The organism is Streptomyces sp. NBC_00122 (genome assembly GCF_045160845.1).
GTDB lineage: Bacteria > Actinomycetota > Actinomycetes > Streptomycetales > Streptomycetaceae > Streptomyces.
Window position 1 is genome coordinate 4,370,821 of sequence record NZ_CP108191.1, and the last position, 15,103, is coordinate 4,385,923.

The following is a 15,103-nucleotide window of genomic DNA, read 5'->3' on the forward strand; positions in this document are numbered from 1 at the left end:
CGCGCCACGTGGACACCCGCCGCTACCGCATGGTCGTCACCAGCGGACTCGACTACGTAGGAACCGGAGCCCAGGTCGACGACCGGCTGCGGAGCTGGCTGAAGGAGCCGCCGAAGACGTACGACATCGACGCGTTCGCCGAAGGGCGCAACGAGATAGCCCGCGGTGTGACCCTCGACCACGACTCCGCGACCGGGACGTCAGGAGCCTACGGACGCTGGCGGCTCCGCGAGACCACCCCCGACGGCACCTGGCAGACGACCGTGGTGATCCGCCAGACCGGAGCCGGACCGACCTGGGTCCAGCTGGACGTGGAACACCTCCCCGACGACCCCGACGCGCTCCCCGTACCGGCCAAGACCCCCCGGCTCGCCGGAAGCCTGCTCGACGTGCTCCGGGCGCGCGACGGGCTCGCCGACGTGACGCGGATGCCGCAGGTCATCGAGGTCGACGACGTCGACTGCGTCATAGACGAGCTCTGCGACGACCGGCGGCGCCTGCCCGTCGTCGTGGCCAGCACCCCGTACGGCGTGGACTTCGACGCCTGGCTGGAACGCACCGTGGACCCGCTCGTCCGCCCCCTGGCCGGCCTGGCCATCCTCTACGTCCTCGCGCCCGAGGCCGAGCCGCACTTCAACCGGGCCCTGGAATACCACCAGGTCTTCGCCGGCGGGATCCGCACCTACCTGCCGGGAGTGGACCCGGCCTGGGCGGCCGACGGCCAGCGCCACCGCGTGATGTCCCGCAGGGCCGTCATCGAGAGCCCGCAGCGGGCCCGCCGCCTCCTCGCCCAGCTCCCGCAGAGTCTGGCGACGCACGCCCCGCTGCCGACGGAACTCGACTCCGTCCCCGTCCTGCGCGCCCGGACCAAGGAAGGCGTCGGGACGTCCGAGCTGCAGCGGCTGAGGGACGAGAACCACGCCCTCTTCGAAATCCTGGAGGAGGCGGGACGCGAGCAGAGGGTCCGGGCGGACGAGATCCGTGACCTGAAGCAGGAACTGCAGCAGGCACGGCGGGGCGAGTCGATGCTGGCCGTCGAGTACGACGATCAGTACCGGGAGCTGCAGGGCGCCAAGGCCCAGGTGCGGGTGCTCCAGAACCGGCTCCTCGTACTCAACGCCGGCGAGGCCGCGTACACACCGGCCGAGCCCGGCCCCGTGGAACCCGCGTCGTTCGCCGAGATCCTCGGCCGGATCGACGCGATGCCCCACGTCCACTTCACCGGTGCCCGCAAGGTCACCCTGGAACTCGACGACCAGGCCTACGGCTCGTCCTGGGGGCGCATGACCTGGGACGCCCTGCTGGCACTCCGGGACTACGCCGACGCCGCGGCCGGCGGGGAGACCTCGCGGGACTTCAAGCAGTGGTGCGAGGACGCGCCCGACGGCATGCACGCCATCTCGCCGCGGAAGATCGTGCGGGACGAGTCGAAGTCGGTGAAGACCAAGACCGACTGGCGCAGGGAACGGACCTTCCCCGTGCCGGTGGACGTCGACCCCACCCGCAAGGTCTTCATGGGCGCGCACATCAGGATCGGCGGCGGCAACACGGTCGCCCCGCGCCTGCACTACTACGACGCTTCCTGCGCCACCCACGGCATCTTCATCGGCTACATAGGCCCGCACCTCACGAACACCCTCACGTGACGGAGCTCCCGCGTCCCGAAGGGACGCGGGAACAGCGGCAGTTCCGGCAGACCCACCCCCCCGGGCCATTGCCCGGATACGCGAAGACCCCGTCTCAGCGAACTCGCTGATGGCGGGGTCTTTGGGCACTTCCTGAGAAGTGCCCCCGGCAGGATTCGAACCTGCGCACACGGCTCCGGAGGCCGTTGCTCTATCCCCTGAGCTACGGGGGCGCGTCGTTCGCTGTGCGGCGACGGGTTGAACACTACCAGCTTCCGTGGGGTGATCAGGAACCGGTTTGCGGGGGAGAGGGGGTGGGTCGCCCGGAGGGGGTGGAAGTGGCAAAAACGCGGACGCGGGGGCCCAGGCCGACCTACTCTCGAGTTGTGTCAGGCGTCTCGGGCCGGGTGCTTGTTGTCGACGACAACAAGGTCATCCGGCAGTTGATCAAGGTCAATCTCGAGCTGGAGGGCTTCGAGGTCGTGACCGCGAACGATGGTGCCGAGTGTCTGGACGTCGTACACCACGTGTGTCCTGACGTGATCACCCTTGATGTGGTCATGCCCCGGCTGGACGGCTTCGGGACCGCTGCGCAGTTGCGGGCCGATCCGCGGACCAGGGACGTGCCCGTCGCGATCGTGAGCGCCTGTACGCAGCACGAGGTGGAGGCCGGGATCACGGCCGGCGTGGATGCCTTCGTCGCGAAGCCCTTCGAGCCCGCCGAGCTGGTGCGGGTCGTACGGCGGCTGGCCGAGGGGAAGGAGCGGCGCGACGGGCGGAAAGGGGCTCCCGCCGGGAGGGGGAGGGGCTGATCCCGTTGCCCGCATTTCACATGGCGAAACCCTTCGCGTGATGGCAGGCCGTCTCCCCTAGGCTGGGTCCCGTGAACCCCGCCGACCTCCCCCGTACCGTCGTACGCGCCGTGCGCTGCGCCGTCGAGGACGGGGAACTGGCCATCGGTGCGGCCGTGCCCGAGCGGGTCGTCGTCGAGCGGACCCGGCCCGGTGGGGTGGGGGACTACGCCACCCCCGTCGCCTTCCAGGTCGCCAAGCGGGCCGGGTGTGCGCCGCACGCCGTGGCGCAGGTGCTCGCCCGTCGGCTCGCGCAGCAGCCCGGGATCGAGCGCGTCGAGGTCACCGGCCCCGGGTTCCTGTGTTTCGTGCTGCCGACGCCCACCGCCCAAGAGGTCATCTCGCGGGGGATCGTCGACGACATCGTCATCCGCGATGTGCGGGGAGGGGCCGCTTTCCTCTCGCCCGCCGACGCGGCGGACCCCTCCCTGGAACTGCGGAAGCGGGTCGTGCACGACTGTGTGCTGCGGCTCGTGCGCACCCAGGGCAAGGGTGACGCCGACGGGCTCTCCGTCGCCGCTGTCGCCGGGCGGGACGGGGACGTCCTCGCCCGGTACGGGCGCGACGCCGCCGTGTGGGCCATGCTCGCCGTGCCGGCCAAGGAGACGCCCACGTTCACTGACGCGCTGCTCCTCCAGGGCGAGGCCAGCGAGTTCTTCCGGGTGCGGTACGCCCACGCCCGCGCCCGCGACCTCGTACGCAATGCCGAGCAGCTGGGGTTCGGGCCCGACGCCGGGGACGTGGACGACGCCCCCGCCCTGCTGCGCGTCCTCGCCGACCACCCGCTCGTCCTCGAAGCCGCCGCGCACCACCGCGCCCCCGAGCGGCTCACCCGGCACCTCGTCGAGCTGGCGGACGCGCTGCTCGACTTCCAGTACCGCGTACTGCCCCAGGGGGACGAGAAACCCTTGGCCGCCCACCGTGCCCGGCTGGCTCTCGCCGAAGCCGCCGGGACGGTGCTGGTCGGCGGCCTGGCCCTCCTCGGCATAGACGCACCGACACGCCTGTGACCCGCGAAGAGAGATACCGATGAGCCGTTCCGCGCACCCCGCCGGGCCCCGCCACGCCGACGTCCTGCCCGAGGGGCACTACTCCCCGCCGCCCGCCGACCTCAACGCCCTCGACGAGAAGGTCTGGGCCCGTACCGTCACGCGCAACGGTGAGGGCGTCGCCAGTGTCGGCGGGATCGAAGTCACCAAGCTCGCCGAGGAGTTCGGGACGCCCGCCTACTTCCTCGACGAGGAGGACTTCCGGGCGCGGTGCCGGGCCTGGGCGCACGCCTTCGGCAAGGACGCCGATGTCTTCTACGCCGGCAAGGCGTTCCTCTCCAAGGCCGTCGTGAAGTGGCTGAAGGAGGAAGGACTGAATCTCGACGTGTGCTCCGGCGGGGAGCTGGCCACCGCGCTGGCCGCCGGGATGCCCGCCTCGCGGATCGCCTTCCACGGCAACAACAAGTCCGAGAGCGAGATCACCCGCGCCGTCGAGGCCGGTGTGGGGCGCATCGTGCTCGACTCCTTCCAGGAGATCGCCCGCGTCGCGCACATCGCCCGTGAGCGGGGCGTACGCCAGCCCGTCCAGATCCGCGTCACCGTCGGCGTCGAGGCGCACACCCACGAGTTCATCGCCACCGCCCACGAGGACCAGAAGTTCGGCATCGCCGTGGCCGACGGATCGGCCGCCGAGGCCGTACGGCGCGCCCTCGGTCACGACAGCCTCGAGCTGCTCGGCGTCCACTCCCACATCGGCTCGCAGATCTTCGACATGGCCGGCTTCGAGGTCTCCGCCAAGCGCGTCGTGCGGCTGCTGGCCGCCGTACGCGACGAGCACGGCGTCGAGCTTCCCGAGATCGACCTCGGCGGCGGCCTCGGCATCGCCTACACCTCCGGTGACGACCCGAGCGAGCCGTACGAGATCGCCAAGGCGCTCACCGAGATCGTGGCCCGCGAGTGCGAGGCCGCCGGCCTGGCCGCGCCGCGCATCTCCGTCGAGCCCGGCCGCGCCATCGTCGGCCCCACCGCCTTCACCCTCTACGAGGTCGGCACCATCAAGCCGCTCGAAGGGCTCCGCACGTACGTGAGCGTCGACGGCGGGATGTCCGACAACATCCGGACGGCGCTCTACGACGCCGAGTACTCCGTCGCGCTCGTCTCCCGCACGTCCGAGGCCGAGCCGATGCTCGTCCGCGTCGTAGGCAAGCACTGCGAGAGCGGCGACATCGTCGTCAAGGACGCCTTCCTCCCCGCCGACCTCGCCCCCGGTGACCTCCTCGCGGTCCCCGCCACCGGCGCGTACTGCCGGTCCATGGCCAGTAACTACAACCACGCGCTCCGCCCGCCCGTCGTCGCCGTGCGCGACGGACAGGCCCGCGTGATCGTCCGCCGCGAGACGGAGGAAGATCTCCTGCGTCTCGACCTCGGATGATGAAATAGACATCTCACTCAATGGACCGAAGGTGGAAACTGCTGTCCATTGAGTGAGACTGGTTCCCACCCCGCACGCAAGCCGCGCACGGGGTACTGATGGAAGATCGAAAGGCGTAGGTCGATGATGCGTACGCGTCCGCTGAAGGTGGCGCTGCTGGGCTGTGGAGTGGTCGGCTCGGAAGTTGCCCGCATCATGACGACGCACGCCGACGACCTCACGCAGAGGATCGGCGCGCCCGTCGAGCTCGCCGGTGTGGCCGTACGGCGGCCCTCGAAGGTCCGTGAGGGCATCGACCCGGCGCTCGTCACCACCGACGCCACCGCCCTCCTCAAACGCGGCGACATCGACATCGCCATCGAGGTCATCGGCGGCATCGAGCCCGCCCGTACGCTCATCACCACCGCCTTCGAGAACGGCATCTCCGTCGTCTCCGCGAACAAGGCGCTGCTCGCCCAGGACGGCGCCGCGCTGCACGCCGCCGCGGAGCAGCACGGGCTGGACCTCTACTACGAGGCGGCCGTCGCCGGCGCCATTCCGCTGGTCCGTCCGATGCGCGAGTCCCTCGCGGGCGACAAGATCAACCGCGTCATGGGCATCGTCAACGGCACGACGAACTTCATCCTCGACAAGATGGACTCCACCGGCGCCGGCTACCAGGAGGCGCTCGACGAGGCCACGGCCCTCGGGTACGCCGAGGCCGACCCCACGGCCGACGTCGAGGGTTACGACGCCGCCGCCAAGGCCGCGATCCTGGCCGGCATCGCCTTCCACACCCGGGTCCGCCTCGACGACGTGTACCGCGAGGGCATGACCGAGGTCAGCGCCGCCGACTTCGCCTCCGCCAAGCGCATGGGCTGCACCATCAAGCTCCTGGCGATCCTGGAGCGCGCCGCCGACGGGGAGTCGGTGACCGCGCGCGTGCATCCCGCGATGATTCCGCTCAGCCACCCCCTCGCCTCCGTCCGCGAGGCCTACAACGCGGTCTTCGTCGAGGCCGAGGCCGCCGGTCGGCTCATGTTCTACGGGCCCGGCGCGGGCGGTTCGCCGACCGCGTCCGCGGTCCTCGGCGACCTCGTCGCCGTCTGCCGCAACAAGCTCGCCGAGGCAACGGGGCCGGGCGAGTCGGCGTACACCCAGCTGCCGGTCAGCCCCATGGGGGACGTCGTCACCCGCTACCACATCAGCCTCGATGTGGCGGACAAGCCGGGCGTCCTCGCCCAGGTGGCGACCACCTTCGCGGAGCACGGTGTCTCCATCGACACCGTCCGTCAGCAGGGAAAGGACGGCGAGGCCTCCCTCGTCGTCGTCACTCACCGCGCACCCGACGCCGCCCTCTCCGGGACCGTCGAGGCGCTGCGGAAGCTGGATACCGTGCGCGGTGTCGCCAGCATCATGCGTGTTGAAGGGGAGTAAGGGCCCATGAGCAGCAATCGCACCCACCAGTGGCGCGGCATCATCGAGGAGTACCGGGACCGCCTGCCGGTGACGGATGCCACTCCCGTGATCACGCTCCGCGAGGGCGGCACTCCTCTCGTTCCCGCGCAGGTGCTCTCCGAGCGCACCGGCTGCGAGGTCCACCTCAAGGTCGAGGGCGCGAACCCCACCGGGTCCTTCAAGGACCGCGGTATGACCATGGCGATCAGCAAGGCCAAGGAGGACGGCGCGCAGGCCGTCATCTGCGCCTCCACCGGCAACACCTCGGCTTCCGCCGCCGCCTACGCGGTGCGCGCCGGGATGGTCTCCGCGGTGCTCGTGCCCCGCGGCAAGATCGCGCTCGGCAAGATGGGCCAGGCCCTCGTGCACGGCGCCAAGATCCTGCAGGTGGACGGCAACTTCGACGACTGCCTGGACCTGGCCCGCGCGCTCTCCGACAACTACCCGGTGGCGCTGGTCAATTCGGTCAACCCGGTGCGCATCGAGGGCCAGAAGACGGCCGCGTTCGAGATCGTCGACGCGCTCGGTGACGCGCCCGACATCCACGTGCTGCCCGTCGGCAACGCCGGCAACATCACCGCGTACTGGAGGGGGTTCAAGGAGTACAAGGCCGACGGCCTGGCCTCCCGTACGCCCCGCGTGTGGGGTTTCCAGGCCTCCGGCTCCGCGCCGATCGTGCGCGGAGAGGTCGTCAAGGAGCCGCACACCATCGCCACCGCGATCCGCATCGGCAACCCGGCGTCCTGGGACTACGCCCTGCAGGCGCGCGACGAGTCGGGGGGCTTCATCGACGAAGTGACCGACCGTCAGATTCTGGCCGCCTACCGGCTGTTGGCCGCCCAGGAGGGCGTCTTCGTCGAGCCCGCCTCGGCCGCCTCCGTGGCCGGTCTGCTCAAGGCCGCCGAGCAGGGCCTCGTCGACCCGGGCCAGAAGATCGTATGCACCGTCACCGGCAACGGCCTCAAGGACCCCGACTGGGCGGTCGCCGGCGCTCCGCAGCCCGTCACCGTCCCGGTGGACGCCGAAGCCGCGGCCATCCGCCTCGGCCTGGTCTGAGTCCGGATCCGGCCGGAAGGTCCGGCGGAAAGGTCCGCCGCGCCGGTCCTGCGCACCACCCGAGAGCCGGGTTCCGGAAGGCGAACGAGCCCTCCGGAACCCGGCAACTCTCCCCGTACGACAACAAATGTGTGGCCGAATTCCATCGGAGTCAGCCGTCGCGCGCGACACGCATCGTGCGCCTCCCGTGCGCCCTATGTCGCGAGAGAACCTTCCTTCGATAGGCTGTACTTACATCCGCCACCGCGCATATGACTGCGGTGCTGCCCACAGGGCCTTCGGGTGTCGTACGTTCTCCAGTACATTCGCAGCGAGCCAGCAAAGAGCGAAGATCTCGCACAGTCACAAGGAGTGTCATCGGACGATGGCCGGTCCAGCGTTCCGCGCCGCCGCCGTACGGGTGCGCGTCCCCGCCAGCAGTGCCAATCTCGGCCCGGGCTTCGACGCCCTGGGCCTGGCCCTGGGGCTCTACGACGACGTAGTCGTCCGGGTGGCCGACTCCGGCCTGAACATCGACATCGCGGGTGAGGGCGCCGACACCCTCCCGCGGGACGAGAGCCACCTGCTCGTACGCTCCATGCGCACCGCCTTCGACCTGCTGGGCGGGCAGCCGCGCGGCCTTGAGGTCGTCTGCGCCAACCGCATCCCGCACGGCCGGGGCCTCGGCTCCTCCTCCGCGGCCATCTGCGCCGGCATCGTCGCCGCCCGCGCCGTGACCATAGGCGGAGAGGCCAGGCTCGACGACGCGGCGCTGCTGGAGCTCGCCACCGAGATCGAGGGCCACCCCGACAACGTCGCCGCCTGCCTGCTCGGCGGCTTCACCCTGGCCTGGATGGAAGGGGGCAGCGCCAAGGCGATCCGGATGGAGCCCGCCGATTCCATCGTTCCGGTGGTCTTCGTCCCCTCCAAGCCCGTCCTCACGGAGACCGCGCGCGGCCTGCTGCCGCGCACCGTCCCGCACGTGGACGCGGCCGTCAACGCAGGTCGCGCGGGACTGCTCGTGGAGGCCCTGACCAGGCGTCCCGAGCTCCTGCTGCCGGCCACCGAAGACCGGCTCCACCAGGAGTACCGGTCCCCGGCGATGCCCGAGAGCGTCGCCCTCGTGAACCGGCTGCGGGCGGACGGCATCCCCGCGGTCATCTCCGGCGCGGGCCCCACGGTCCTCGCGCTGGTCGACAACGGCGCGGCCGACAAGGTCGCGCAGCTCGCGGGCGAGGGGTGGGCGGCGAACCGGCTCGCACTCGACGCCGCGGGCGCGAGCGTACTTCCGCTGGGCACCCAGGGCGGCTGAATCAGGGCCGGTCAGGGGCGGGCGGCCAGGGCAGGCCGCCCGAGCGGAAGGGCGCGATTGCCGGTGATTGAGAGGGGGAATATCTGTTGGATCCGGTAGTGTTACTCTCAAGTGCGTATCCGAAGCCGCCATGGCTCGGTGCTCAGTGTCCCCATCCGGGACCACCTTTCTTCCGGGAGCCTCCCCGACTGCTTTGATCACTTCCAGCAGTTTCGAGCACGCTCCGGAATCGGCGTGACATTCCCACGCTTCCAGCTCGGGGGCTTCTCGCCGGAACCACTCATGCACGTTTCTTTCCGCCGTATCTCTACCGGCGGACCACCGCCCCGGCCGCAGTTCATGCCCCATCAGGTCACGGACTGTTGTCGGACAGCACAACCGGTCGCCGAGCCAGACAGGCCGACGTCCGCTCCAGGGAAGGACCCTTCGTGAGCGACACCACCGATCTGATGGGCGCTGCCGACACATCTGTCGACACCAGTGCCCCCGCCGCGGGCGCCGCACCCAAGCGTCGCCGCACCGGCACCGGCCTTGACGGCATGGTCCTGGCCGAGCTGCAGCAGGTCGCGTCGGGCCTCGGCATCAGGGGCACCGCGCGGATGCGCAAGAGCCAGCTGATCGAGGTCATCAAGGAGACGCAGGCGGGCGGCGCGGGTGCGTCCAAGGCCGCCTCCACCGCCGCGGGCGCCGCCGACACCGCCGAGGCCAAGCCGAAGCGCCGTGCCACCAGCAAGGCCCGTACGGGCGAGGCCGCCGCCGAGGCGCCCGCCGAGAAGCCTGCCGCGCAGGCGCAGATCGACATCCCGGGGCAGCCGGCCAGTGACGACGCCCCGGCCGGCGAGCGCCGCCGCCGTCGGGCCACCGCGCCCTCCGGCAGCCCGGAGGCCTCCGCCCCCGTCGCCGTGCAGGTCGAGCAGAAGACCGAGACCGTCAAGGCCGAGGCCGCCACCACGACCGCCACCGCGCCGCAGACGGACGTGAAGGCCGAGGCCGCCACCGCCGTCTCCGCCCCCGCGCAGGACGGCGAGGGCCGCGGCCGTCGCGACCGCCGTGACCGTGCCGAGCGCGGTGAGCGCGGCGACCGCCAGCGTGACCGCCGCGACCGCGGTGCCAAGGCCGACGAGCAGGGTCAGGGCGCCCAGGGCCAGGGCGGCCAGGGCCAGCAGGGCCAGGGCGCGCAGGGCCAGGGCGCGCAGGTCGGCGGCCGTCAGGACCGCGCCGACCGCCAGCAGCAGGGCGGCGGCCGTCAGGACCGCCAGCAGCAGGGCCGTCAGGACCGCCAGGACAACGGTCCGCAGGACGACTTCGACGACGAGGGCGGCCGTCGCGGCCGTCGCGGCCGTTACCGCGACCGCCGTGGCCGTCGTGGCCGCGACGAGTTCGCCCCGAACGAGCCGCAGGTCGCCGACGACGATGTCCTGATCCCCGTCGCGGGCATCCTCGACATCCTCGACAACTACGCGTTCATCCGGACCTCGGGCTACCTGCCCGGCCCCAACGACGTGTACGTCTCCCTGGCCCAGGTCCGCAAGGCGGGTCTGCGCAAGGGTGACCACACCACGGGTGCCGTGCGCCAGCCCAAGGACGGCGAGCGCCGCGAGAAGTTCAACGCCCTGGTCCGGCTCGACTCGGTGAACGGCATGGCGCCCGAATCCGGCCGCGGCCGACCGGAGTTCCAGAAGCTGACCCCGCTCTACCCGCAGGACCGGCTCCGCCTGGAGACCGACCCGGGCGTGCTGACGACCCGCATCATCGACCTCGTGTCGCCGATCGGCAAGGGTCAGCGAGGCCTGATCGTGGCCCCGCCGAAGACCGGTAAGACCATGATCATGCAGGCGATCGCCAACGCGATCACCACCAACAACCCCGAGTGCCACCTGATGGTCGTCCTGGTCGACGAGCGTCCGGAAGAGGTCACCGACATGCAGCGGTCGGTCAAGGGCGAGGTCATCTCCTCGACCTTCGACCGCCCGGCCGAGGACCACACCACCGTCGCCGAGCTGGCCATCGAGCGCGCCAAGCGCCTCGTCGAGCTGGGTCACGACGTGGTCGTCCTGCTGGACTCCATCACCCGTCTGGGCCGCGCGTACAACCTCGCGGCGCCCGCCTCCGGCCGCATCCTGTCCGGTGGTGTCGACTCGACCGCGCTGTACCCGCCGAAGCGCTTCTTCGGTGCCGCGCGCAACATCGAGGACGGCGGCTCGCTGACCATCCTGGCCACCGCGCTGGTCGACACCGGCTCGCGCATGGACGAGGTGATCTTCGAGGAGTTCAAGGGCACCGGCAACATGGAGCTCAAGCTCGACCGCAAGCTCGCCGACAAGCGCATCTTCCCGGCTGTCGACGTCGACCCGTCGGGCACCCGCAAGGAGGAGATCCTCCTCAACGCGGAGGAGCTCGCCATCGTCTGGAAGCTGCGCCGGGTGCTGCACGCGCTCGACTCGCAGCAGGCGATCGAGCTGCTCCTCGACAAGATGAAGCAGACGAAGTCGAACGCCGAGTTCCTGATGCAGATCGCGAAGACGACTCCGTCGGGCAAGAACGACGACTGATCCGCTTCACGGCATCACCACAGCCGCCCCCGCCGCGCCCGCGGCGGGGGCGGCTGTGCTCTTGCACACACCCCGTCCGCGCTCCGGACGCCGTGGAACCCCGGGGGGCGCGCGGCCGTCTGTGTCAGGGGACCGCACGGTTGCGGCGGCCTCAGACGACCCGGGGAAACGGACTCAGGACCGAGGAGAGCATGAGCGACGACAGCACGGGCAGCGGCGGGCGCGCCGCGAGCCGGCGCCGACGGAAACCGCCGAAGCGCCGCAGAGCCCTCGTCATCGCCGCGTGGAGCGCCGCCGGCGTGGTCCTGGTGGGCGGGGCGGGGGTCGGCTACTTCTACTTCAAGCTCAACGGCAACCTGAAGACCGTCGACATCGACCAGGCGCTCGGTGCCGACCGCCCGCAGAACGTCGACAACGGCTCCATGGACATCCTGGTGCTGGGCTCCGACTCCCGCGGCGGCGCCAACGGCGAGTACGGCCAGGACGACGGCGGCTCCGCCCGCTCCGACACCGCGATGATCGTCCACCTCTACGAAGGCCACAAGAAGGCCAGCGTCATATCGATCCCGCGCGACACCATGACCGCCCGCCCCGCCTGCACCACGGCCAACGGCAAGACCGACCCCGGCGGGACGCGCAGGCAGTTCAACGAGGCGTTCACCGTCGGCGGGGCGGCCTGCGCGGTCAAGACGGTCGAGAAGATGTCCGGCATCCGCATGGACCACTACATCGAGGTCGACTTCACGGGCTTCAAGAAGATCATCGACACCCTCGGCGGCGTGGACGTGAACATCACGAAGCCGATCAAGGACGGGGCCAGCCACCTCGAACTCGCGGCGGGCCCGAACAGGCTCAACGGAGAGCAGTCCCTCGGCCTCGTCCGTACCCGCAAGAGCGTCGGCGACGGCAGCGACCTCGGCCGAATACAGCTCCAGCAGGCCTTCATCAAGGCGCTGATCAAGCAGGTGAAGGGCGTCGGCCTGTTCGACAACCCCAAGCGGCTGCTCGACCTCGCCGACACCGGCACCAAGGCGCTCACCACCGACAAGGCGCTCGGCGATGTGAAGTCCCTCATGGGCTTCGCCCAGAGCCTCCAGGGCATCGACGCCCAGGGCATGCAGATGATCACGCTGCCGGTGACCGCGGACCCGATCGATCCCGACCGCGTGGCGCCGCTGACCAAGCAGTCCAAGATGGTCTGGGACGCCCTGCTCGCCGACCAGCCCGTCCCTCCGGAGGCCACAGAGAACTCGATGGGCGACAAGGGCACCGTCGGCGGGATCGTCCAGTAGCGCCCTGTCCACAAGGGGGTCCGCGACGGTCCGGAGCCGGTCCGGAATAGATGCCGGCCCCTCTCCGTTGAGGGAGGCGTCCTCAGAATTTTGACAGGCAGCCCGGTCCTGGCAGACTGGTCTGTCGGCCCCGGTTCACGCAGCGCGCAATTCGGCTCCTGCGACCCGGCGCCCTCCCGAATCTAGGAGACACCTTGAAGAGCGAGATCCACCCCGAGTACGTCGAGACCCAGGTCAGCTGCACCTGTGGCGCGTCGTTCACCACCCGTAGCACCCTCACCGAGGGCACCATCCGTGCCGAGGTCTGCTCCGAGTGCCACCCCTTCTACACGGGCAAGCAGAAGATCCTCGACACCGGTGGCCGTGTGGCCCGCTTCGAGGCTCGCTTCGGCAAGGGTGCGGCCAAGAAGTAGCGCGACCCAGGCGCCGGTTTCCGGCCGCTCCCTGTCCACTCGGGGGCGGCCGGACCGGCGCCTTTGTCGTCGTCTAGCCCGTAACCCAGCCCCGTGCGGTCCCATCGCACTTTCACACCAGGAGTACCCCGATGTTCGAGGCGGTCGAGGAACTGATCGGCGAGCACGCCGATCTTGAGAAGAAGCTCGCCGACCCTTCGGTCCACTCCGATCAGGCCAACGCCCGCAAGCTGAACAAGCGCTACGCGGAGCTGACCCCGATCGTTGCGACCTTCCGTGCCTGGAAGCAGTCGGCCGAGGACATCGAGACGGCCAAGGAGTTCGCGGCCGACGACCCGGACTTCGCCGCCGAGGTCAAGGAGCTGACCCAGCAGCGCGAGGAGCTCACCGAGAAGCTCCGCCTGCTCCTGGTCCCGCGCGACCCCAGCGACGACAAGGACGTGCTCCTGGAGGTCAAGGCTGGCGCGGGCGGCGACGAGTCGGCCCTGTTCGCCGGCGACCTGCTGCGCATGTACCTGCGCTACGCCGAGCGCGTGGGCTGGAAGACCGAGATCATCGACGCCACCGAGTCCGAGCTCGGCGGCTACAAGGACGTCCAGGTCTCCGTCCGCACCAAGGGCGGCAACGGCGCCACCGAGCCCGGCCAGGGCGTGTGGGCCCGCCTGAAGTACGAGGGCGGCGTGCACCGCGTCCAGCGCGTTCCGGCCACCGAGTCCCAGGGCCGCATCCACACCTCCGCCGCCGGCGTGCTCGTCACCCCGGAGGCCGAGGAGGTCGAGGTCGAGATCAACATGAACGACCTCCGCATCGACGTGTACCGCTCGTCGGGCCCCGGCGGCCAGTCCGTCAACACCACCGACTCGGCCGTGCGCATCACGCACATCCCGACCGGTGTGGTCGCCTCCTGCCAGAACGAGAAGAGCCAGCTCCAGAACAAGGAGCAGGCGATGCGCATCCTGCGCTCGCGTCTGCTGGCCGCCGCCCAGGAAGCCGCCGAACAGGAGGCCTCCGACGTGCGCCGCAGCCAGGTGCGCAGCGTGGACCGCTCCGAGAAGATCCGTACGTACAACTTCCCGGAAAACCGGATCTCGGACCACCGGACCGGCTTCAAGGCGTACAACTTGGACCAGGTGCTCGACGGGGACCTCGACCCGGTCATCCAGGCCTGTGTCGACACGGACTCCGCCGCGAAGCTCGCGGCCGCGCACTGACCCCTGCCTGACCTGCCTGCCCCCGCTTCACCCCGTACGACAGCAGCCCGGAGGACCAGCGTGAACTTGCTGCTTGCCGAGGTGGCCCAGGCCACCCAGCGGCTGGCCGCCGCCGGCGTGCCCTCACCGCGCTTCGACGCGGAGGAGCTCGCGGCCTTCGTGCACGGCGTCAAGCGGGGGGAACTGCACCACGTCAAGGACGCGGACTTCGACGCCCGCTACTGGGAGGCCGTCGCCCGCCGCGAGGCGCGCGAGCCGCTCCAGCACATCACCGGCCGCGCCTTCTTCCGGTACCTGGAGCTCCAGGTCGGGCCCGGGGTCTTCGTCCCGCGGCCCGAGACCGAGTCGGTCGTGGACTGGGCCATACACGCCGTCCGTGCGATGGACGTGGTCGAGCCGATGATCGTCGACCTGTGCACCGGTTCCGGCGCGATCGCGCTGGCCATGGCGCAGGAGGTGCCGCGCTCGCGCGTGCACGCGGTCGAGCTGTCCGAGGACGCCCTGCGGTGGACCCGCAAGAACGCCGAGGGCTCCCGGGTCACCGTCCACCAGGGTGACGCGCTGAGCGCCCTGCCGGAGCTCGACGGCCAGGTCGACCTGGTCATCTCCAACCCGCCGTACATCCCGCTCACCGAGTGGGAGTACGTGGCCCCCGAGGCCCGCGACCACGACCCGGAGATGGCCCTGTTCTCCGGCGAGGACGGCCTCGACACCATCCGCGGCATCGAGCGCACCGCGCACCGGCTGCTGCGGCCGGGCGGCATCGTCGTCATCGAGCACGCCGACACCCAGGGCGGCCAGGTTCCCTGGATCTTCGCCGACGAACGGGGCTGGGCCGACGCCGCCGACCACCCCGACCTGAACAACCGCCCCCGCTTCGCCACCGCCCGCAAGGCCCTGCCGTGACGGGCGCGACCCACCCCTCCACCCCCCTGCTGCACGAGGAGTCCCGCT

General features: G+C 70.7%; 12 protein-coding genes and 1 tRNA gene. 12 read left to right on the forward strand and 1 reads right to left on the reverse strand.

All coding sequences use genetic code 11. The features are described from left to right. Positions 1-8 precede the first annotated feature (8 nt). A complete protein-coding gene (locus OG737_RS20905) occupies positions 9-1,646 on the forward strand; it encodes a hypothetical protein (RefSeq protein WP_405921855.1) in 1,638 nt (545 codons plus the stop codon). Positions 1,647-1,786: 140 nt separating this feature from the next. Here the strand turns inward: OG737_RS20905 and OG737_RS20910 are convergent. Beyond that, positions 1,787-1,858 (reverse strand) — tRNA-Arg (locus OG737_RS20910). Between the two features lie 105 nt (positions 1,859-1,963). On the opposite strand from OG737_RS20910, the gene OG737_RS20915 reads away from it, so the two are divergent. The 11 genes from OG737_RS20915 to prmC all read left to right on the forward strand — a co-directional run bounded on the left by OG737_RS20915 (position 1,964) and on the right by prmC (position 15,055). Continuing rightward, the gene (locus OG737_RS20915; protein ID WP_405922438.1) at positions 1,964-2,437 is read left to right on the forward strand and encodes a response regulator; all 474 of its coding nucleotides are present in this window, start codon (positions 1,964-1,966) and stop codon (positions 2,435-2,437) included. A gap of 71 nt (positions 2,438-2,508) precedes the next feature. Then, complete coding sequence (nrtL, locus tag OG737_RS20920; RefSeq protein WP_405921856.1) at positions 2,509-3,486, forward strand: ArgS-related anticodon-binding protein NrtL; 978 nt, start codon at positions 2,509-2,511, stop codon at positions 3,484-3,486. A gap of 19 nt (positions 3,487-3,505) precedes the next feature. Continuing rightward, on the forward strand, positions 3,506-4,897 hold the full coding sequence (gene lysA, locus OG737_RS20925) for a diaminopimelate decarboxylase (protein ID WP_328927668.1): 1,392 nt from the start codon (positions 3,506-3,508) through the stop codon (positions 4,895-4,897). Positions 4,898-5,023: 126 nt separating this feature from the next. Then, the gene (locus OG737_RS20930; protein ID WP_388567539.1) at positions 5,024-6,313 is read left to right on the forward strand and encodes a homoserine dehydrogenase; all 1,290 of its coding nucleotides are present in this window, start codon (positions 5,024-5,026) and stop codon (positions 6,311-6,313) included. A 6-nt stretch (positions 6,314-6,319) separates the two neighbouring features. Then, positions 6,320-7,390, forward strand: coding sequence for a threonine synthase (gene thrC / locus OG737_RS20935; RefSeq protein WP_405921857.1), 1,071 nt, complete (start codon positions 6,320-6,322; stop codon positions 7,388-7,390). Between the two features lie 364 nt (positions 7,391-7,754). Next, positions 7,755-8,681, forward strand: a complete 927-nt coding sequence (gene thrB / locus OG737_RS20940) for a homoserine kinase (RefSeq protein WP_328927670.1) — start codon at positions 7,755-7,757, stop codon at positions 8,679-8,681. A 428-nt stretch (positions 8,682-9,109) separates the two neighbouring features. Beyond that, positions 9,110-11,233 (forward strand): transcription termination factor Rho, encoded by a 2,124-nt coding sequence (gene rho, locus OG737_RS20945; RefSeq protein ID WP_405921858.1) that lies wholly within the window; start codon positions 9,110-9,112, stop codon positions 11,231-11,233. A 191-nt stretch (positions 11,234-11,424) separates the two neighbouring features. After that, positions 11,425-12,525: an LCP family protein gene (locus tag OG737_RS20950; protein ID WP_328927672.1), complete on the forward strand. Its 1,101-nt coding sequence runs from the start codon at positions 11,425-11,427 to the stop codon at positions 12,523-12,525. Between the two features lie 194 nt (positions 12,526-12,719). After that, positions 12,720-12,938 (forward strand): 50S ribosomal protein L31, encoded by a 219-nt coding sequence (gene rpmE / locus OG737_RS20955; protein ID WP_328927673.1) that lies wholly within the window; start codon positions 12,720-12,722, stop codon positions 12,936-12,938. A 131-nt stretch (positions 12,939-13,069) separates the two neighbouring features. Beyond that, positions 13,070-14,149 (forward strand): peptide chain release factor 1, encoded by a 1,080-nt coding sequence (gene prfA / locus OG737_RS20960; protein WP_328927674.1) that lies wholly within the window; start codon positions 13,070-13,072, stop codon positions 14,147-14,149. A 60-nt stretch (positions 14,150-14,209) separates the two neighbouring features. Then, positions 14,210-15,055 (forward strand): peptide chain release factor N(5)-glutamine methyltransferase, encoded by an 846-nt coding sequence (prmC, locus tag OG737_RS20965; protein WP_328927675.1) that lies wholly within the window; start codon positions 14,210-14,212, stop codon positions 15,053-15,055. Positions 15,056-15,103 lie beyond the last annotated feature (48 nt).